The following is a 19539-nucleotide window of genomic DNA, read 5'->3' as shown; positions in this document are numbered from 1 at the left end:
GGCCTGGGCTGTTTCGCGCAGACGGCGCCTGGCGTGGTCCGGCAGCCTAGCCGAGCAGGCCGAGGACGCCGATTACGGCGGTGGCCAGTCCGAGCACCATGGAGATGCTTACCAGCACCACGTGCACGGTCAGGAACCTGGTTGCCTTGCCGGCGGCATCCCGGGCGCGCGGATCCTTCATGACCCGGCGAAGGAACTGCGGCCAGACCACCAGGGACCAGACGCCGGCGATGATCAGGACCAGCGCGGCGAAGACGGGAAGCTGCATGGGGCTAGTGGCTTTCCAGCCAGGCCTGCGCCTGGGCAGCCTGGAGGTTCAGTGCCTTGGCCACCATGGGCTCGGCGGCGTCGGCGATCTTTCCGCCGAGGAACGGTACGGAAGACTTCACGGCGCCTTCCAGCTCAACGCGGGTTCCGCCGGCGTCGGCCACCAGGCGCTGGACAGCGGTGACGTCCACCGGGGCGCCGGCGATCTTCAGCGAGATGTTGCTCTGGCGGGAGCCGTCCGCCGCGGGGGCTTCCCAGTTCTCCACCTGGGTCACCTTGAGGTGCTCGCCCACGAATTTGCGGGCGATTTCGGGCAGCCGGGTGGTGGGGAGGGTGCGTACGGAGGTGGCGTTGAAGGCCCCTGCGATGTCGCCGTCCACGGTGAATGATTCCAGGGTGCCGCCCACCAGCTGGCTGACGTGGCGCTGGAAATCCTCGTTCACCAGCACAGCGGCAACGCTGTCAACGGAGTGCGGAAGGGTGGTGGTTGCGCTCAGCGCCATGGGTCCTCCTGGGACGTCGGGAAAGGATTTACGCCTCCAACATCCTACGGGGTCAGCTGGGCGCCGTCCGCATCGGCCAGTTTCTGCGCGGCCGTGGTGATGTTCCGTGCCATGGCCGGGAAGATCAGGCTGTGGAAGGGGAGAACGGCGAGCCAGTAGAGCCGTCCGCTCAGGCCCTTGGGAAAGAAAATGGCGCGCTGCCGGTAGCGGCTGCCACCGCCGTCGGGCTCAACAGACAGCTCCAGCCAGGCCCGTCCCGGCGCGCGCATTTCCGCCCGCAGCCGCAGGAGGCTGCCGTGTTCGATCTTCTCCACCCGCCACCAGTCCACTACTTCCCCCGCCACCAGCGTGTGCGGGTGCCGGCGGCCGCGGAGCAGGCCTGCGCCGCCGGTGAGTTTGTCCAGCCAGCCCCGGACCTGCCAGGCCAGGGGCAGCGAGTACCAGCCGTTGCGTCCGCCGATGCCTTCGATGATGGTCCAGACATGGGCGGGATCCACGTCGCCGTGGAACGTCCGCTCGTCGATGTACACCTTGTGCCCGGCCCAGTCGGGGTCGCTGGGCAACGGATCGGAGTCGGCGCCGGCATTGGCCCACGTGGTTTCCACCTGGCCGTCCCGCTCCTTGCCCAGTGCCAGCGCCACCGCTGTCCGGTAAGGGGTCAGGCCGCCGTCGGGCTGGGGAATGTACTGGTCGACGTCGTGCTCGTTGGACACCGCGTCATGCTGCAGCGACTGGACCAGCGGGACCGCCATGGACCACGGGATGGGCGTGGTCAGCGCCACCCAGATGCCTGCCAGCTTGGGCGCAGGGATGGGCAGCGCCAGCACCACCCGGTAGGGCAGGCCTGCTTCCGCAGAGTATTCCTGCATCATCCTGGCGTAGGTCAGCACCTGCCGGCAGCCGATATCAAACGTCCTGTTGATGGTGCCCTCCAGGGACGCGGCAGCCACCAGGTAGTACAGGACATCGCGGACGGCGATGGCTTCGATCCGGTTGCGCACCCAGCTGGGCGCCGGCATCAGCGGCAGCGTTTCGGAGAGATGGCGGATCATTTCGAAGGACGCGGAGCCGGAACCGATCACCACGCCTGCCTGGAACACCACGGCGTCCACGGGGCTGTCCAGGAACACCTTGCCCACCGCCTCCCGGGACCGCATGTGGGTGGATAGCTCGACCCCTTGCGGGTGCAGGCCGCCCAGGTACACGATCCTGTGCACTCCCGCGTCGGCGGCAGCGTCCGCGGCGGTCCTGGCCATGGCCTTTTCCTTCGCTTCGAACCCGGCCCCGGCAGCCATGGAATGGACCAGGTAGTAGAAGACGTCGACGCCGGCCAGGGCTTCGCGGAGGGCGTCGCCGTCGTCGAGGCTGCTTTGGACGACGTCCACGTTGTCCCGCCACGGGACCCCGGCGATTTTCTCCGGGGAGCGGACCAGCACCTTCACGGTGTGGCCTGCCTCGAGCAGCCTGGGCACCAGCCGCCCGCCGATGTAGCCGGTAGCACCGGTCACGAGGACGGTCTTAGGTGTTGGCTGGGCACTCATTGCAGTCATGCTGGCTCCTGTTCGTCCCAAGCAATTCGCAGCGGCCGCCCATGAGGACGGCTGCCCGGCGAAAAGGCTGCGGAAATAGATCGGCATTGCCAGCGTAGATCCATTCCCGCGGTGATAGGCGCCGTGCCGCCATGTCGTTCCTGCGCGGTAGGCTGGGAGAACCCGGGATTCGCAGCGAATTTCGGGTTTTCGCGTTGCCTGCTTGTTTTCGATGAACACCACAGGAGCTTCTGCCATGAGTCTTCCCGGCCAGTCCGCCGCCGGCACATCCAGCACGGGCAAGTCCGCCGCGCTCCCGACGCTGGACGGACTCCGCCGCGCCCTTGAACCGGACCAGACGTTCGCCCGGGTCCAGGCCGCGGCCGCCCGTGGCTTTGCCGTCCGCGGCCAGGATTACCAGATCAGTGCCCCCGCGGGCCTGCGCCCCGTGCTGCTGGCGGAGATGGCGGACGGCCTCGCCGCGGCCGCGGCAGCACAGTCCGCCGAGCCGGGCGTCGTGCTTGCCGTCACCGCCACCGGCCGTGAGGCGGAGGACCTGTCTGCAGCCCTGCGCGCCTACCTGCTCGCGGATTCGGTGGCCGAGTTCCCCAGCTGGGAGACCCTCCCGCACGAGCGGCTTTCGCCGCGTTCGGACACGGTGGGCCGCCGGCTGTCCGTGCTGCGCCGCCTGGCACATCCGGAAAGCTCGACGGCGGCCCGGCTGCGCGTCGTCGTCGCGCCCGTCCGCGCCGTGGTCCAGCCCGTGGTGGCCGGCCTCGGCGACCTGGTCCCCGTCACCCTCAAGGTTGGCCAGGACGTTCCGTTCAGCAGCGTGGTGAAGAGCCTGGCCGACGCCGCCTACGCCAGGGTGGACATGGTGACGCACCGCGGCGAGTTCGCTGTCCGCGGCGGCATCATCGACGTCTTCCCGCCCACGGAGGACCATCCCATCCGCGTGGAGTTCTTCGGCGACGAGGTGGACCAGATGCGCTGGTTCGCGGTGGCTGACCAGCGCTCGCTGTCCGCCCCCGGCATCCACCACCCCACCGAACTGCACGCCCCGCCGTGCCGTGAAATCCTAATCACCCCCTCGGTGATGTCCCGCGCGGCCACGCTGAAATCCCAGCTTCCGGCCGCCGCCGACATGCTGGAGAAGATCGCCGGCGGCATCGCGGTGGAAGGCATGGAATCGCTGGCACCTGTCCTGGTGGACGCGATGGTTCCCTTCGTGGACCAGCTGCCGGCCGATTCCATCGCCGTGGTGATCGAACCCGAGAAGGTGCGCACCCGTGCGCACGACCTCGCTGCCACCAACGAGGAGTTCCTTGAGGCGGCGTGGTCCACCGCGTCCGACGGCGGGGCGGCACCCCTGGACCTCAGCTCACAGGCGTCGGCCGCGCTGCATTCGGCGAGCTTCCGGTCGCTGGCCGAAACCCGCGGCTCAGCCCTGGCGCACGGTGTCTCCTGGTGGTCCATCACCTCGCTGGCCCAGGATGCGGAGCTGCTGCCTGAGATCGACGTCCTGAACCTGCACGCCCGGGAACCCCGCGGCTACCAGGGCGACGTTGCGGAGATGATGGACTTCATCGGCTCGCACGTCCGCGACCAGTGGCGGATCGTGGTGGCCACCGAGGGCCCGGGGCCCGCGCAGCGCCTGGCGGAACTCTTCCACGAAAACGACATCCCCTGCGCCCGGGTGGACAGCCTGGACCACGAGCCCCAGGCCGGCATCATCGAAGTGACCACCGCCGCCGTCGGCCGCGGTTTTGTCCTGGACGGGCTCAAACTTGGCCTGCTCACCGAGGCCGACCTGCTGGGCCGTACCTCTGCCGGGTCCACCAAGGACATGCGGCGGATGCCCTCCAAGCGGCGCAACGCCGTCGACCCCCTGCAGCTGGTGGCGGGGGACCACGTGGTCCACGAACAGCACGGCATCGGCCGGTTCGTGGAACTCATCCAGCGCAAGGTGGCCGGCGGCGGCGACGGCGTCCGGGAATACCTGGTGCTGGAATACGCGCCCGCCAAGCGCGGCGCCCCCGGCGACCGTTTGTTCGTCCCCACGGACCAGCTGGACCAGGTGACCCGCTACGTTGGCGGCGACGCCCCGGTCCTGAGCAAGATGGGCGGCGCGGACTGGGCCAGCACCAAGTCCAAGGCCCGCAAGGCCGTCAAGGAGATCGCCGGTGAACTGATCCGGCTGTACTCGGCCCGCATGGCCTCCCGTGGGCACGCCTTCGCCCCCGACACCCCCTGGCAGCGCGAGCTCGAGGAAGCCTTCCCCTACGTGGAGACGCCGGACCAGCTGACCACCATCAACGAGGTCAAGGCGGACATGGAGCGGGAAATCCCCATGGACCGGCTGGTGTCCGGCGACGTGGGCTACGGAAAGACCGAAATTGCGGTGCGCGCTGCGTTCAAGGCCGTGCAGGACGGCAAGCAGGTGGCGGTGCTGGTGCCCACCACCCTGCTGGCCCAGCAGCACTACGAGACCTTCACCGAGCGGTTCTCCGGTTTCCCCCTGCGCGTCAAGCCGCTGTCCCGGTTCCAGTCCGCCAAGGAGTCCAAGGAAACCGCCGAGGGCGTCAAGAGCGGCGCCGTGGACGTGGTGATCGGCACCCACCGGCTGCTGTCCAAGGACTTCGAGTTCAAGGACCTCGGCCTGGTGATCGTTGATGAGGAACAGCGGTTCGGCGTGGAACACAAGGAAGCGCTGAAGAAGATGCGCACCAACGTGGACGTTCTGGCCATGAGCGCCACCCCGATTCCCCGCACCTTGGAAATGTCCCTCACCGGCATCCGGGAAACCTCCACGCTGGCCACCCCGCCGGAGGAGCGGCACCCGGTGCTGACCTACGTTGGCCCGTACACGGACAAGCAGACCTCTGCCGCCATCCGCCGCGAGCTGATGCGCGAAGGGCAGGTGTTCCTGGTCCACAACCGGGTGTCCACCATCGAGCGGACCGCGGCGAAGATCCGCGAACTGGTCCCGGAAGCACGGGTTGAGGTGGCGCACGGCAAGATGTCCGAAAGCCGTCTGGAACAGATCATCGTGGACTTCTGGGAACGGCGCTTCGACGTCCTGGTGTGCACCACCATCATCGAGACCGGCCTGGACATCTCCAACGCCAACACGCTGATCGTGGACGGGGCGGACAAGTACGGCCTGTCCCAGCTGCACCAGCTCCGCGGCCGTGTGGGCCGTGGCCGGGAACGTGCCTACGCGTACTTCCTGTATCCCTCAGAGAAGCCCCTGGGCGAGGTGGCGCTGGAACGGCTCAAAGCCGTCGCCGCACACAACGAGCTCGGTGCCGGCATGCAGCTGGCCATGAAGGACCTGGAGATCCGCGGTGCCGGCAACCTGCTGGGCGGGGAACAGTCCGGCCACATCCAGGGGGTGGGTTTCGACCTGTACATCCGCCTGGTGGGCGAGGCCGTGGCGGACTTCCGCGGCGAAGCCGAAGAGAAGGCCGCGGAGATGAAGATCGAGCTGCCGGTCAACGCGCACCTGCCGCATGACTACGTTCCCGGCGAACGGCTGCGCCTGGAGGCCTACCGCAAGCTCGCCGCAGCCCTCACCAACGAGGCCATCGACGAGGTCCAGGCCGAGCTGGTGGACCGCTATGGCGAGCTGCCGCTGCCCGCGCAGAACCTGGTGGAGGTGGCGCGGTTCCGTGTCGCCGCCCGTGAGGCCGGCCTGTCCGACGTAGCGCTGCAGGGCAACTTCATCAAGTTCTCCCCGGCATCGCTCCCGGAGTCCAAGACCATGCGGCTGAACCGGATGTACCCCGGGTCGCAGTCCAAGCCGGCCCTGGACGCCATCCTCATTCCCAAGCCCAAGACGGCACGGATCGGCGGCCGGGACCTCCAGGACGCCGAGATCCTGGAATGGGCCAACGGCGTCATCCGGAACATCTTTTCCGACGCCCCGCTGGCGGTGAGTTAGGACTTGATGGGAGGACACCACGCCGCGTCGGGAGCCGCGGCGTGGGTAGCTGTTGCGTCCACCGGTCCGTACACGCTGGGCTGGTATCCGCTGGATCCCACCGGCATCCTGATCGGCGGCATGGCCACCGCGGGCACCGCACTGGTGTGCGACTGGGACCACCGGTCCAGCACGGTGGCCCATTCGCTGCCGCCGCTGTCCAACGTGATTGCGCGCGGCATTGAGAATGCCAGCGGCGGCCACCGGCAGGGCACGCACTCCATCCTCGGGGCGGCGTTCTTCGTCTTCCTGGCCGGCCTGGCATCGCAGGTCCACATGGACACGGGATGGGGGCGCCTCTCCGTCGGCGCCGGGCTGCTGTGCATGTTCCTGATCAACATCGCGGCGAAGGCACTGAAACTCTTTCCCAAGAGCGGCTTCATCTCCAACTGGATCTTCGCGCTGGTCATGGCCGGCCTGGTCACGGCCTACGCGCCGGAACAGTGGACCTGGCTGCCCACGTCGATGCTGATCGGGGTGGTGGTGCACATCGTCGGAGACCTCATCACCACCGGGGGAGTACCGCTGCTGTGGCCGCTGGTGGTCCGGCCGCCGAAAATGCTCCGCCGGCTGCCCCTGCTGCGGAACATCTGGCGCTCCAACGGCGCCCTGTCCGTGCCCCTGCTGGGCCGGGCAGGTTCCAAGCGGGAATGGCTGGTGCTGATCCCGGTGAGCGCCTACGCCATGGTGGGGATGACCATGGCCGGCTGGGCCATTGCCCAGCACCACTGGGGCCGCGTGGCGGCGGCCGCAGGCGCGTGGATCAGGCTCTGGTTCTAGCCGGTGGCACCGTTATCAACAGACGAAGAAGGGACCCCGGACTATGTCCGGGGTCCCTTCTTGTGCTGCTGTTCAGGCCTTTAGTGCTCGCCGGCCGAGTCGGAGCGGCCAAAGATGGTCTGCGGAAGCCAGAACGCCAGGGCGAAGAGGCCCAGGCAGACGGCCATGGGCCACGGGTTGCCCAGGGTGAGGAAGGACAGCGAGTAGATGGCACCCAGGAACAGGGCGAAGCAGATCACGAACAGGACCACGCTGGTGGCGAGGTTGTTTTCGTTCTGCGGGGTCCGGACGGTTTCCTTGTTGGACGCCGTGTCCCTGCTGGACGCGTTGATCTGGCTGGACATGTGTTCCTCCTCGGCCCCGCGGGGCTTGATCTGTGGCGGCTTCCGGCCAGGGTCAGTAAGCGGCTGAACCCTGTTCACCCTTGACGATGGCAATTCCGGAGCTGGCACCAATTCGTGTTGCACCTGCTGCAATCATAGCCTGCGCATCGGCAAGGGACCGTACGCCACCGGAGGCCTTGACCCCCACCTCCGGGCCCACGGTCCTGCGCATCAGGGCCACGTCCTCGACGGTGGCGCCCCCGCCGTTGAACCCCGTGGAAGTCTTCACGAAGTCGGCTCCGGCCTCCACGGCAGCCTGGCACGCCAGCACCTTCTGCTCATCCGTCAGGAGGGCTGTTTCGATGATGACTTTCAGGATGGCGCCGCCCGCGTGGACCGTCTCGGCTACCGCGGCGATGTCCTCGACGAGGGCGCCCTTGTCGTTGGCCCGGGCGGCAGCAATGTTGATCACCATGTCTACCTCCGCCGCGCCGTCCAGGACCGCGCCGCGGGCTTCGAACGACTTCACGTCCGTGGGAGTGGCCCCCAGGGGGAAGCCCACCACGGAGCAGGTGAGGACGCCCGAGCCCCTGAGGGCGGTGGTGACGGTCTTGACCCAGAGGGGATTGACGCAGACCGACTTGAACCGGTACTCGGCCGCCTCGGAGCAGACCTTCAGCACTTCAGCTTCCGAGGCCTCGGGCTTGAGCAGCGTGTGGTCAATGTAGGAGGCGATGTCCGCGGGGCCGGCCGGGTGGGCGGTGCCTGCGTGAACGGTGGCTTCGTTGCTCATGATGGTCCTCTCGGAGGGCCTTGTGGGCCCGGCGTTGACTCGGTTTCGGGAACCATCTTGTCACAGCGGGCCGCACCGCAGCAGGCCCCACGCGGAGGCACCGGGAGCACCGGAAGCGCCCGGCACGCCCGCAGCGGGGTACAGCCGCTCAGGCCGCCTGCAGGGCCGGCGCCTCCGCTGCCGCCGTCAGCAGCTGGGTGGCGCAGGCGCCTGCCGCCGAAGCTGCTGCCACCAGCAGCCCCAGCCGCACGCCGTCGAACGCTGCCGCGTCCCCGATGGCCCAGATCCCCGGAACAGACGTGCGGTAGTCCCGGCTGATCACGATGCCACCCCCGGCTGCGGTCTGCAGGCCCGCGCTGGCGGCCAGGCCATCGCGGGAGACCCGTTCCTCAGCCAGGACAACCAGGTCACCGGTCATGCTGCTGCCATCCTCGAAGACCACGGCGGACGCGGCAACCCGGGAGGCGGATGCACCGGATACGACCGCAGGGATGACGGCGGCGGGGCGGGCAGTGGTGCGGATGGGCCGCACACCCTTGGCCCGCAGAACCGCTTCGGCCTGTCCCGCCGCTGCTCCGGTGCCCACCAGGATCCCCACCGGGCGCCGCCCCAGCTCCCGAGCCACCTTCTGCACGCCCTTCGCGATGCGCGGTGCGTCATCGATGGTGGCATAGCTCAGGCACTGCGCGGCCCCGTCGACCGGGTTCGCCACGGGGGCGGAGCCGGTGGCGATGACCAGCTGGTCGTAGGCGAACTCCATGCCGTCAGCCGTTGCCACCGTGCGGTTGAACGCGTCGATGTGGCTGGCAGGCTGGCCAAAGCGTACGGAAACCTGGGGGAGCAGAGCCAGCTCCAGCAGTTCGCCGGGGGTGTCATCGCGGTTGCTCAGCACGGTGATGGTGCCGGTGAACCGGGCACGGTCCAGTTGCGCCACCAGGGCCTGCGCAGCGGGGCCGGCGCCGGCAATGACGATGCGGGTTGCGGTGGAGGTGGACGGTGAGGGTGCCGGAGCGGACATGTGCTGGCCCTTTCGCTGGCGGCCGGTAAGCGGCCGGAACTTCGTGATGGAAAACAGCGTAGGCGCGCGTCTTTTCCGGGGTGTTTCCCCTCAGTTGCTGTTTAACGGGCCCGTGTTCGCCAGTATTTACCGGCCGGTAACAGAACCCGTGACGCACCTCTCATTCGTCCGTCCGTCGACACAAAAGCCGCCGCGCCGGGCGCTGGGCGCCCGGCCGCGACCACTTAGACGCGGATCCGGTACCCGCGCTTGACCACGGTTTCGATCAGCTTGCCGTCCGGCAGCGAGGACCGCAGGCGGCTCACGGTCATGTCCAGCGCGTGGACGGAGCCGCGCAGTTCCAGCAGGTCGGACAGCGATTCGCGGGACAGGACCGCGCCGCCGGCGCCGAGCAGGGCACGCAGGAGCAGCAGGGGAGCCGGTGCCAGTTCCACCTGCTGGCCGTCGATGCGCAGGCTCCGGCCCCGAAGCTCAATGCTCCCGGAGCGGGTCTCCAGCCGCCGGACGTGGTTCAGTGCCAGGTGCTCGCACACCAGCCGGATGAGGGCGCCCATCCGGAACCGCTCCGGGATGAGCGGCGTGATGCCGGCGTCCAGGAGGGGCTGGGCCGTGACGGGACCCACCACGGCCGTGGTGACGTTCAGTTTCAGGCTCTCCACCAGCTGCTTGTAGAGCCCCATCTCATGGGCCGTGCTCCACATGGCGTCCACGGCGGGGGCGCTGGTGAAGGTCAGGACGTCCAGGTTGCCGGTGCAGGCGGCGTCGATCAGCCGCGGAAGCCTGTCCTCGCCGTCGGGCTTGACCCAGCGGTAGGGCGTGACTGTCAGGACCGTGGCGCCGGACATGCGCAGGCGCTCGATTTGCCGCACATCGGTGTAGCCGTGCAGCTGCATGGCAACGGTTTTGCCGCGGACGCCCTCGGTGAGCAGCATGTCCACCAGGGTGGAGGTGGTTTCGTCGCTGCTGATGCCGACGTCGGCAAGGCCCGCCGCGCGCACCGCACCGCGGGCTTTCGGTCCCCGGACGAACATGCGGCAGCTGCCCAGCGTCTCCAGCAGCTCGTCGCCGATCCCGAAGGAATCCGCTGCCTCGCACCAGCGGCGCATGCCATACGCGGTGGTGGCGATGCAGAGGTCGGGCTTGGCCGCGATGATGGCCCGGGTGTCCTCGATGAGGCGCATGTCCTCCTGGACGGGGGCGATCTTCAGTGCGGGGGCGTGCAGCACTTCAGCGCCGCGCCGTTCCAGGGCCTCGATCAGGTCGCGGGACCGCCGGTCCGAGGTGACGCCAATGCGGAATCCCTCCAGCGGCGACTCCGCGGCGTCGGTGGATTCTTCAGCCTGCGGTGATTCGGCCGGTGCAAGTGCAGTCATGGGGGTCAATCCTTTCATGATCCCAGCAGCGAGGCCGCCAACCGGTCCAGGTCGGCGGCGGCAGCGGCGTGCTGCTGGTTGGCTTCAGCCACCCGCACTACCTCGCCGATCACCAGCACGGCCGGGTTGCTGCAGCCGGCCGCGGCAGAGGTGATGGTGCCCAGGTCGGCGATGGTGGTGCGCTGGCCCGGCCGGTATCCGCGTTCCACCACTGCCATGGGCATGTCCGGGCGCATCCCGGCACGGCGGAGGCCGGCGGCGAGCTGGTGGAGGGTGCCGATGCCCATGAGCACCACGATGGTGCCGCCCAGGCCGGCCAAATGGTGGTGCTCTTTTTCGGTGAGCGGGGCGTGCCCGGAAACCACCGTGAACATGTGGCTGACTTCCCGGTGGGTGACCGGGATGCCTGCAGCGGCGGGCACCGAGATGGCGCTGGTCACGCCGGACACCACCTGGACCTGGACGCCGGCGGCCACGCAAGCGGCTACTTCCTCGCCTCCGCGGCCGAATACGTAGGGGTCCCCGCCCTTGAGGCGGACCACATTGTTCCCGGCCAGTGCACTTTCCACCATCAGCTTTTCGATATCCGACTGGCTGACCTTGTGGTGCCCCGGCCTCTTCCCCACATCCACGAGTTCCGCGGACGTCAGCAGCGGCAGTTCCTGGTACGGAGCGAGGCGGTCATAAAACACCACGTCCGCATCGCGCAGCGCCTTGACGGCGGCCACGGTGAGGAGGTCGCTGGTGCCCGGCCCGCCCCCTACCAGGGTGGCGTGCCCGGCGGCACCGGCAGCAGGTTCGGCAGCGACCGGGATGCCTGCGTCCCGGCAGCGGTCCAGGAGTCCGGCCCAGCCGGGCTGCCCGTCCTCGACGGCGGCCACCAGGAACAGTCCTTTCGGCAGCGGGGCGCCCTGGGCGTCGTGCGGGCTGGTGAGGCGGTGGACGACGGCGCCCGCGGCTTTGTACCGCCGCACCGCCTGCCGCGCGGCAGCAGGGGTGCCGGTCACCAGGACGTCCCGGCCGGTGAGGTCGATACTGAGCTGCATGGTTATGCCTCGTTTCCAGGGGTGGTCGTGGCGGTGCGGACCGGGATGGAGGACCCGATCAGGACCTTTCCCTTTTCTTCGGGAGTGGCGGGGCGCATCTGGCCGCGCTCGTCCGGGACGAAGGTGATGGAATCGTCCTTTTGGTCGGGGGCGTTGACGAAGGAGCGGAACCGGCGCAGGCGCTCGGGGTCCTTCAGGGTGTCGGCCCATTCGTCGACGTAGGTGTCCACGTGCTTGGCCATGGCAGCCTCGAGCTCTGCGGCGATGCCCAGCGTGTCCTTGACCACCACGTCCTCCACGTGCTTGATGCCGCCGTCGAGCTCTTCCTGCCACCGGGCGGTGCGCTGCAGGCGGTCGGCGGTGCGGATGTAGTACATGAAGTAGCGGTCGATGTACTTGATCAGGGTCTCGTCGTCCAGGTCCTTGGCCAGCAGCTGTGCGTGCGCCGGCGTGGCACCGCCATTGCCGCCCACGTAGAGGTTCCAGCCGTCGGCGGTGGCGATCACGCCCACGTCCTTGCCGCGCGCCTCGGCGCATTCGCGGGCGCAGCCGGAGACGCCCATCTTGAGTTTGTGCGGGCTCCGCAGGCCGCGGTACCGCAGCTCCAGCTGGATGGCCATGGCCACGGAGTCCTGGACGCCGAACCGGCACCAGGTGGAACCGACGCAGGACTTCACCGTGCGCAGGCTCTTGCCGTACGCCTGGCCGGACTCGAAGCCGGCGTCCACCAGTTCCTTCCAGATCTCCGGGAGCTGTTCGAGCCGGGCGCCGAACATGTCGATCCGCTGGCCGCCGGTGATCTTGGTGTACAGGCCGTACTTTTCGGCGACGGCGGCTATTACTCCGAGCTTCTTCGGGGTGATCTCGCCACCGGCGATGCGGGGGACCACCGAGTAGGTGCCGTCCTTTTGCATGTTGGCCAGGGCGCGGTCGTTGGTGTCCTGCAGGGTTCCGCGGCCGGCGTCCAGCACGTAGGCGCTGTTCTGGCTGGCCAGGATGTTGGCAATGGTGGGCTTGCAGATGTCGCAGCCCGCGCCGGTGCCGTACTTGGCCATGATCTCCTCGAAGGAGGTCAGCCCCAGGACACGGATGGCGTCGAAGAGTTCCTGCCGGGACAGTTCGATGTGCTCGCACAGGGCCTTGGAGACCTCGACGCCGGACTTGGTCAGCTCAGTTTCCAGCAGCTTCTTCAACATCGGCACGCAGGAACCGCACTGGGTGCCGGCACGGGTGCAGCCCTTCAGCTCGCCCAGCTCCTGGACGGGGGCGTTGCCCTCGCAGGCGCCGCAGCCGTTGATGGTGTCCCTGATGGTTCCCGCGGTGACGTTGTTGCAGGAGCAGAGGGTGGCGTCGTCCGGCAGTTCGGTTTCCGGAGCGTCCCCGCCGCCGGCCGCGCTGAGGAACGCGCCGGGCTCGGCGGGAAGTTCGCGGCCCAGGAGCGGGCGCAGGCTCATGTACGGGGAGGCGTCGCCCACGAAGATGCCGCCCAGGAGGGTCTTCGCGTCGTCGGTGGTCACGATCTTCTGGTACACGCCGCGGGCGGGGTCGGCGTAGACGATTTCGAGGGCATGTTCGGTGCGGGCGAAGGCATCGCCGAAGCTGGCAACGTCCACGCCTGAGAGCTTGAGTTTGGTGGCGGTGTCGAAACCCGGGAAGGTGGCGTCGCCGCCGTGGAGCCGGTCGGCCACAATCTCGGCCATGGTGTTGGCGGGCGCCACCAGGCCCAGGCACATGCCGCCGAAGTTGGCCACTTCGCCAATGGCCCAGATGCCCGGTACTTCGGTGGCGCAGTAATCGTTGATGACCACCCCGCCGCGGGGGCCCAGGCTGAAGAGCTGGTCTTCGCCCTCGGCGGCGCGGAAGAGTTCGTCGCGGGGTTTGACGCCGACGGCGACAATCACCAGGTCTGCCGGGATGACGCGTTCGTCAGCCATGAGCACTCCGGTGACCTGGCCGTCGTCGTCCGCCAAAATTTCGGAAGGGAAGACACCGCCGTGGACCTCGAAGCCTTTCGCCTCGATGAGCCGGCCCAGGGCCTGGCCCGCACCCTCGTCCAGCTGGGTGTTCATCAGCCAGGGGGCCCCGTTGATGACGACGGGGGTGGCGCCGAGCTGCTCGGTGCCGGCGGCCGACTCAAGGCCCAGGAGTCCGCCGCCGATGGTCACCGCGTTGATCTTGCGGCCGAGCTTTGCGGTGAGTTCGGCGATGGCCTTGTTGATGGCCCACACGTCCTCAAGCGTCCGGTACACGTGGGCGTGCTCAGCACCGGGGATGGGCAGGCGTACGGCGTCCGAGCCCGTGGCCACCACCAGCTGGTCGTACTCGTAGCTGTGGCCGGCGGCGGTTTCCACGCTCTTTGTTTCCGGATTGATCTTCACCACGCGCTCGCCGGTCTTCAGGACCAGCGAGCCGTGGTCCCACATGGAGGCGGTGCCCAGGGTGAGGTCCACCCCGGCATCGGTGAGGGCCTTGGAAAGTGCCACCCGGTCGTAGGGGAGGTGGGCTTCCTCGGTGAGGACCGTGACATGCCAGCCGTCGAGGCCGCGGGCATGCATGGCGTCCGCAAAACGGTGGGCCGCTGGGCCGCCGCCGGCGACGACGATGCGGCGCGGAGTCTCTGTGCTTGAAGTCTGTTCGGTCACTGTGGGCCTTTCGCATGGGCCGCAGACGGTGCTCTGCAGCTTGTGCATCCAGCCTAGGAAGGGGCAGTTTCGCCTCAGTTTCCCAATTGTTTCGTCAACTTAACTTCTGCATCACGAACGCATTTCCGCCCGCGTTAGGTCTCTTTTACGCGCCGGACACATTCACCGCACCCCTTTGAAACACCCGGACCCTAGCGTGGGACACGGCCGCAAAAGCTGCCAATGCAAGGGACAACAGGCACAGGGAAAGGAGCCGGACATGACGGCAACACTTGAACTTGGGGCGCTCGCCGCCGAATCAGACACCGCCGGGTTCGGGACCGGCTGGCACCGTGTCTGCATGGTGGATGACCTCGAACCGGCATGGGGCGAGGCCGCCCTGGTGGCAGGCCGCCAGGTGGCACTGTTCCGCACCGGCCCCAGCGAAGTCTTCGCCGTGGCGCATGAGGACCCCGCCACCGGAGCCCACGTCATGGCCCGCGGTATCCTCGGCTCCAAGGGCACCCGCCCCACGATCGCCTCGCCGCTGCACAAGGAGGTCTACGATCTGGAGACCGGTGAATGCTTCACCACTCCGGGCCTGCGGCTGACAGCGTTCAGCACCCGTGTCAGGGACGGCTTCGTCGAGGTGGAGCTCTAGGATTTTCCGCAGGGTAAGGGCGCGCCGAAGAGGCACGCCCTTTCCCCGGTTAAAGTCCCAGCGCCTCGCTCACGTCGTGGAGGACTTCATCGAGGGAGGCGCGTGCCGCCTGGCGTGCCGCCGGCAGTTCCGCGGCGGAGCCCACCTGGTGGATGACTTCCAGGTAGCACTTGAGTTTGGGCTCGGTGCCGCTGGGCCGGATGATCACGCGGGTCAGGTTCCGGGTGATGTAAAGCAGGCCATCCGTGGGCGGCAACTGCGCGCTGCCTTCGGCCAGGTCCGTGAACACCTCCACCGCTGACTGCCCGAACGACTCCGGCGGGGAAACCCTGAGGCGGTTCATCATGGCGTCCAGCAGTCCCAGGTCCGCAACCCTGATGCTCAGCTGGTCACTGGCATGCAGGCCGTGCTGGAGGTACAGCTCGTCCAGGGTGTCGAAGACCGTCTTGCCCGCGGCCTTGGCGGTGGCAGCGAGTTCGGCAATCAGGACTGCGGCGGAAATGCCGTCCTTGTCCTTCACCTGCTCCGGCGCCACGCAGTAGCCCAGCGCCTCCTCATACCCGTAGACCAGCCCGGGCACCCGCGAAATCCACTTGAATCCGGTCAGCGTTTCCTCATGGTCGAGTCCGGCGGCGGCGGCGATGCGGGCCAGCAGGCGGGAGGACACAATCGAATTGGCGAACACACGGCGGCCGTCAGCCTCCGCAAGGGAGTCGCCGTCCGCGAGCCGGGCCACCATGTGGGCGCCCAGCAGGGACCCCACTTCGTCCCCGCGGAGCATGCGCCACGCGCCGGTGTCGGGGTCCTTGGCCGCCACGGCAGCCCTGTCGGCGTCGGGGTCATTGGCGATGACCAGGTCGGCGTCCAGCCGCGCCGCTGCCTCCAGGGCAAGGTCCAGTGCGCCGGGTTCCTCCGGGTTGGGGAAACTGACGGTGGGGAAATCGGGGTCCGGATCGGCCTGCTCGGCCACCACGGTGACATCCGTGAAACCTGCCGCCTTGAGCACTTCCAGCGCCGTCCCGCCTCCGACGCCGTGCAGCGGCGTCAGGACAATCCGAAGATCGCGGGCCGGAAAGCGCTCCGGCATGGCGAGTGCCGCCGTCGCCCGCTGGTACTCGGCGGCGATGGAGCCGTCCAGGACGGTCCATCCGTCCCCTGCCAGCGCTATTGACTCCAGCGGCCCCACGGCGCTTATGCGCGCGGCGATTTCGGCATCGTACGGCGCCACGATCTGGGCGCCGTCGCCCTCTGCCGTTACCGCGTGCCGCCCCAGGTACACCTTGTACCCGTTGTCCTGCGGCGGGTTGTGGCTGGCGGTGACCATGACGCCGCCGTCGCACTCCAGGGCGCGGACAGCGTAGGCCAGCAGGGGAGTGGGGAGGGCTGCCGGCAGCAGGAAGGTCTCGATGCCGGCCGCGGTGAAGATCGCCGCCGTTTCCGCGGCGAAAATATCCGAGTTGTAGCGGGCGTCATAGCCGACGACGGCGCGCGGCCGGGTGCCGGCCGCCGCCTTGGCCACGGCCTCCACCAGGAACGCCGCGAGTCCCGCTGCAGCCCGGCGGACCACCACCCGGTTCATCCGGTTTGGGCCGGGGCCCAGCGCGGCCCGCAGTCCCGCAGTGCCGAACTGCAGTGTGCCGCGGAAGCTGTCTTCCAGTTCCTGCCGGGCCGCGGGATCGCCATCCTCCACGAGGCGGACCAGCTCCAGGAGCGACGCCTCCGTTGCGGGATCCGGGTCTTGGGCAGCCCATTCGCGGGCTTCGGTGAGCAGGCGAAGTTCGGCATCGGAAGACGTCATGGGCATAACGCTATCGTCATTGCCCGCCCACGTGGCGCACCCCGGGCGCCTGACCCGTTAGAGCCGGGCGATGATGTCAGCCAGCAGCCTGGAAATGCGCGGTCCCGCTGCCTGGCCGGACTCGATGACTTCCTGGTGGCTGAGCGGCTGGGGGCTGATGCCTGCCGCAAGGTTGGTGACCAGCGAAATGCCGAATACCTCCATGCCGGCATGACGCCCAGCGATGGCCTCAAGCGCCGTCGACATCCCGATGAGGTCCGCGCCGATCCGCTTGGCATACTGCACCTCCGCCGGGGTCTCATAGTGCGGGCCGGGGAACTGTGCGTACACGCCCTCGTCCAGGGTGGGGTCCACTTCCCGGGCCAGCCCGCGGATCCGCGGCGAATACAGGTCCGTCAGGTCCACGAACGTAGCGCCTTCCAGCGGGGAGGCGGCGGTGAGGTTGATGTGGTCCCGGATCAGCACCGGGGTGCCGGGGGCCCAGTCCTCGTTGAGGCCGCCGCAGCCGTTGGTGAGGACGAGGGTGCTGCATCCGGCAGCCGCAGCGGTCCGGATGCCGTGCACCACGGCGCGGACGCCCCTGCCCTCGTAGTAGTGGGTGCGCGCGCCCAGGACCAGGGCGCGCTTGCCGGACGTGGTCAGCACGGAACGGATGGTGCCAACGTGGCCTTCCACGGCGGGGGCGTGGAAGCCGGGAACCTCCTCGGCGGACAGCGTGGCGGTGGTCTCGCCGATCAGGTCTGCGGCCTCGCCCCACCCGGAACCGAGAACCAGGGCGGTGTCATGGCGGTCCACTCCGGTTTCTTCCGCAATGTAGTCCGCGGCGGCGCGGGCGGCGGCGAACGGGTCCGTGTTCAGGAAGTCTGTTGTACTCACCAGTACAAGTTATCCTGCCGCCCATGTTGCCCCGGTCACGGCAGGCCCGGAAAGCACCCTGATTTCTTGGTGGTCGGGCCGTAAATGGGAGAGAATGGATGACTGTGACTACGCATCCAGATTTCAGTTCCCCCCGGATCGCAATCCTGGGAGGTGGTCCCGGCGGATACGAAGCTGCCATGGTGGCCGCCTCTTTGGGGGCGACCGTTACCGTCATCGAACGTGCCGGGCTCGGTGGATCCGCGGTGCTGACCGACGTAGTCCCCTCCAAGACCCTCATTGCCACGGCCGACCTCATGACCCGCGTCGCGGAAGCCGGCGAGCTGGGAGTGAAGTTCGACGTCGACGGCGGCGACTTCGTCCCGGTCATGCGCGCCGACCTCAAGCACATCAACGACCGCCTCCTTAACCTGGCCCGCAACCAGTCCCGGGACATCCGCGACGGCCTGGAGAAACAGGGCGTGCGCATCATCGAAGGCTCCGGCCGGCTCCTGGACAGCCACCGGATCGAAGTCCTGACCGTGGACGGCACCGAAACCGTCGAAGCCGACACCATCCTGCTGGCGGTAGGCGCGCACCCCCGCGAGCTGGAAACGGCCCGCCCGGACGGCGAACGGATCCTGAACTGGACGCAGATCTACAACCTCGACGAGCTGCCCGAGGAGCTCATTGTGGTGGGGTCCGGCGTCACCGGCGCCGAATTCGCGTCCGCCTACAACGGCCTGGGTTCCAAGGTCACCCTGGTCTCCAGCCGTGACCGCGTGCTGCCCGGCTCAGACGTTGACGCCGCAGTGGTCCTGGAGGAAGTCTTTGAACGCCGCGGTGTGCGGGTCCTGTCCCGCTCCCGTGCCCAGACCGTGGAACGCACGGACGACGGCGTGGTGGTCACGCTTTCCGACGGCACCAAGGTGACGGGCAGCCACTGCCTCCTGTGCCTTGGCTCCATCCCCAACACTGCGGGGATTGGCCTTGAGGAGGCCGGCGTGGCCGTGAGCGAAAGCGGCCACATCAAGGTCGACGGCGTCTCCCGGACCACGGCCCCGAACATTTACGCCGCCGGTGACTGCACCGGCGTCCTGCCGCTGGCCTCCGTGGCCGCCATGCAGGGCCGGATCGCGGTGGCGCACTTCATGGGCGACGGCGTCACCCCGCTCAAGCTCCACCAGGTGGCCTCCAACATCTTCACCTCACCGGAAATCGCGAACGTGGGCGTCTCCGAAGCCGAGATCGAGTCCGGCAAGTACCAGGCCGACGTCATCAAGCTCTCCCTGCGCAGCAACGCCCGCGCCAAGATGCGCAACGCCAAGGACGGGTTCGTGAAGATCTTCGCCCGGAAGGGCTCCGGCACGGTGATCGGCGGCGTGGTGGTCGGACCCAATGCCTCGGAGCTGATCTTCCCCATTTCCATCGCGGTCAAGCAGAAGCTGCACGTGGACGACGTCGCCAGCACGTTTACGGTGTACCCGTCGCTCACCGGATCCATCTCCGAGGCAGCCCGCCGCCTGCACGTCCACATGTAAGGCTTTCCCCGGGCAAGCGCGGGCTGGACCCCTCCGGGGCCCCTGCCTAGACTCGAACCAGGCGCGGCCGGGAATTTCCTTGAAGTTCCCGGCCGTTCCTGTACCAGCGTCGACGCAAGGAGAAGCTTATGGAACTGCAGGACATCAAGTGGAACGAGCAGGCGCGGGAAAAGATCCTGCTGGATGCTGACAAGGCACTGCAGGAGGCGGTCCGCGAGGCGGCGTCGTCCCTGTCCGGCTCGGGGAAGGACAAGGTGTACGAGTTCCTGTTTGAGAAGCTGAAAGACCAGTTCGTGGACTTCCAGCCCGGCCCGGACCTTACCAAGTATGCCGAGGCCGTAGCCGGCGGGGAGTTTGATTCAGCGGCAACGGCGTAGAAGCCGCTGCCGGCCCTGCTTACGTTGCGGGGCCGGCAGCGTCCTGCTTTCCCACGTGCGGTGTGAAAGCCC

Annotated in this window: 16 protein-coding genes; 5 read left to right on the top strand and 11 right to left on the bottom strand. The window is 68.2% G+C overall.

Annotated elements, in window-relative coordinates; all coding sequences use genetic code 11:
• Positions 1 to 46 precede the first annotated feature (46 nt).
• The 3 genes from PUN51_RS07645 to PUN51_RS07635 are packed head-to-tail and all read right to left on the bottom strand — an operon-like array spanning position 47 to position 2320.
• On the bottom strand, positions 47 to 268 hold the full coding sequence (locus tag PUN51_RS07645) for an SCO4848 family membrane protein (protein ID WP_159632487.1): 222 nt from the start codon (positions 266 to 268) through the stop codon (positions 47 to 49).
• 4 nt (positions 269 to 272) lie between these two features.
• Entirely contained in the window at positions 273 to 770 is a 498-nt protein-coding gene (locus PUN51_RS07640; RefSeq protein ID WP_159632486.1) for a DUF2505 domain-containing protein, read from the bottom strand.
• Positions 771 to 814: 44 nt separating this feature from the next.
• Positions 815 to 2320 (bottom strand): SDR family oxidoreductase, encoded by a 1506-nt coding sequence (locus PUN51_RS07635; RefSeq protein ID WP_275180397.1) that lies wholly within the window; start codon positions 2318 to 2320, stop codon positions 815 to 817.
• 235 nt (positions 2321 to 2555) lie between these two features.
• Here PUN51_RS07635 and mfd point away from each other — a divergent pair, with 235 nt between their 5' ends.
• Together mfd and PUN51_RS07625 are read left to right on the top strand one after the other, a co-directional pair.
• Entirely contained in the window at positions 2556 to 6242 is a 3687-nt protein-coding gene (gene mfd, locus PUN51_RS07630) for a transcription-repair coupling factor (RefSeq protein WP_275180396.1), read from the top strand.
• A gap of 6 nt (positions 6243 to 6248) precedes the next feature.
• Entirely contained in the window at positions 6249 to 7061 is an 813-nt protein-coding gene (locus PUN51_RS07625; protein ID WP_275180395.1) for a metal-dependent hydrolase, read from the top strand.
• An 80-nt stretch (positions 7062 to 7141) separates the two neighbouring features.
• On the opposite strand, the gene PUN51_RS07620 is transcribed toward PUN51_RS07625, so the two are convergent.
• From PUN51_RS07620 to nirB, 6 genes are all read right to left on the bottom strand, one after another.
• Positions 7142 to 7405: a hypothetical protein gene (locus PUN51_RS07620; RefSeq protein ID WP_159632483.1), complete on the bottom strand. Its 264-nt coding sequence runs from the start codon at positions 7403 to 7405 to the stop codon at positions 7142 to 7144.
• Positions 7406 to 7457: 52 nt separating this feature from the next.
• A complete protein-coding gene (deoC, locus tag PUN51_RS07615) occupies positions 7458 to 8177 on the bottom strand; it encodes a deoxyribose-phosphate aldolase (protein ID WP_275180394.1) in 720 nt (239 codons plus the stop codon).
• A gap of 148 nt (positions 8178 to 8325) precedes the next feature.
• Entirely contained in the window at positions 8326 to 9195 is an 870-nt protein-coding gene (locus PUN51_RS07610) for an FAD-dependent oxidoreductase (protein ID WP_275180393.1), read from the bottom strand.
• A 224-nt stretch (positions 9196 to 9419) separates the two neighbouring features.
• Positions 9420 to 10568, bottom strand: coding sequence for a uroporphyrinogen-III synthase (locus PUN51_RS07605; protein ID WP_159632480.1), 1149 nt, complete (start codon positions 10566 to 10568; stop codon positions 9420 to 9422).
• Between the two features lie 14 nt (positions 10569 to 10582).
• Positions 10583 to 11614, bottom strand: a complete 1032-nt coding sequence (cobA, locus tag PUN51_RS07600; RefSeq protein ID WP_275180392.1) for a uroporphyrinogen-III C-methyltransferase — start codon at positions 11612 to 11614, stop codon at positions 10583 to 10585.
• Between the two features lie 2 nt (positions 11615 to 11616).
• Complete coding sequence (gene nirB / locus PUN51_RS07595; RefSeq protein ID WP_275180391.1) at positions 11617 to 14256, bottom strand: nitrite reductase large subunit NirB; 2640 nt, start codon at positions 14254 to 14256, stop codon at positions 11617 to 11619.
• Positions 14257 to 14515: 259 nt separating this feature from the next.
• On the opposite strand from nirB, the gene nirD reads away from it, so the two are divergent.
• Positions 14516 to 14896, top strand: coding sequence for a nitrite reductase small subunit NirD (nirD, locus tag PUN51_RS07590; RefSeq protein WP_275180390.1), 381 nt, complete (start codon positions 14516 to 14518; stop codon positions 14894 to 14896).
• Positions 14897 to 14945: 49 nt separating this feature from the next.
• On the opposite strand, the gene PUN51_RS07585 is transcribed toward nirD, so the two are convergent.
• A complete protein-coding gene (locus tag PUN51_RS07585; RefSeq protein ID WP_275180389.1) occupies positions 14946 to 16694 on the bottom strand; it encodes a phospho-sugar mutase in 1749 nt (582 codons plus the stop codon).
• A 57-nt stretch (positions 16695 to 16751) separates the two neighbouring features.
• Positions 16752 to 17570, bottom strand: a complete 819-nt coding sequence (locus tag PUN51_RS07580; protein ID WP_224025490.1) for a purine-nucleoside phosphorylase — start codon at positions 17568 to 17570, stop codon at positions 16752 to 16754.
• 104 nt (positions 17571 to 17674) lie between these two features.
• Between PUN51_RS07580 and PUN51_RS07575 the strand changes: the two genes are divergently transcribed.
• On the top strand, positions 17675 to 19090 hold the full coding sequence (locus PUN51_RS07575; RefSeq protein WP_224025491.1) for an NAD(P)H-quinone dehydrogenase: 1416 nt from the start codon (positions 17675 to 17677) through the stop codon (positions 19088 to 19090).
• A 128-nt stretch (positions 19091 to 19218) separates the two neighbouring features.
• Positions 19219 to 19467, top strand: coding sequence for a hypothetical protein (locus tag PUN51_RS07570; RefSeq protein ID WP_224025492.1), 249 nt, complete (start codon positions 19219 to 19221; stop codon positions 19465 to 19467).
• Positions 19468 to 19539 lie beyond the last annotated feature (72 nt).

It is taken from the genome of Arthrobacter sp. NQ4, assembly GCF_029077345.1.
GTDB lineage: Bacteria > Actinomycetota > Actinomycetes > Actinomycetales > Micrococcaceae > Arthrobacter.
The sequence above is the reverse complement of the archived record's forward strand: the minus strand, read 5'-3'. Positions and strand labels throughout refer to the sequence as shown.

Excerpts from the sequence above, each read along its gene's own strand:
- PUN51_RS07645 (WP_159632487.1), bottom strand. The coding sequence starts at position 268 with ATGCAGCTTCCCGTCTTCGCCGCGCTGGTCCTGATCATCGCCGGCGTC.
- PUN51_RS07640 (WP_159632486.1), bottom strand. The coding sequence starts at position 770 with ATGGCGCTGAGCGCAACCACCACCCTTCCGCACTCCGTTGACAGCGTT.
- PUN51_RS07635 (WP_275180397.1), bottom strand. The coding sequence starts at position 2,320 with ATGACTGCAATGAGTGCCCAGCCAACACCTAAGACCGTCCTCGTGACC.
- mfd (WP_275180396.1), top strand. The coding sequence starts at position 2,556 with ATGAGTCTTCCCGGCCAGTCCGCCGCCGGCACATCCAGCACGGGCAAG.
- PUN51_RS07625 (WP_275180395.1), top strand. The coding sequence starts at position 6,249 with ATGGGAGGACACCACGCCGCGTCGGGAGCCGCGGCGTGGGTAGCTGTT.
- PUN51_RS07620 (WP_159632483.1), bottom strand. The coding sequence starts at position 7,405 with ATGTCCAGCCAGATCAACGCGTCCAGCAGGGACACGGCGTCCAACAAG.
- deoC (WP_275180394.1), bottom strand. The coding sequence starts at position 8,177 with ATGAGCAACGAAGCCACCGTTCACGCAGGCACCGCCCACCCGGCCGGC.
- PUN51_RS07610 (WP_275180393.1), bottom strand. The coding sequence starts at position 9,195 with ATGTCCGCTCCGGCACCCTCACCGTCCACCTCCACCGCAACCCGCATC.
- PUN51_RS07605 (WP_159632480.1), bottom strand. The coding sequence starts at position 10,568 with ATGACTGCACTTGCACCGGCCGAATCACCGCAGGCTGAAGAATCCACC.
- cobA (WP_275180392.1), bottom strand. The coding sequence starts at position 11,614 with ATGCAGCTCAGTATCGACCTCACCGGCCGGGACGTCCTGGTGACCGGC.
- nirD (WP_275180390.1), top strand. The coding sequence starts at position 14,516 with ATGACGGCAACACTTGAACTTGGGGCGCTCGCCGCCGAATCAGACACC.
- PUN51_RS07585 (WP_275180389.1), bottom strand. The coding sequence starts at position 16,694 with ATGACGTCTTCCGATGCCGAACTTCGCCTGCTCACCGAAGCCCGCGAA.
- PUN51_RS07570 (WP_224025492.1), top strand. The coding sequence starts at position 19,219 with ATGGAACTGCAGGACATCAAGTGGAACGAGCAGGCGCGGGAAAAGATC.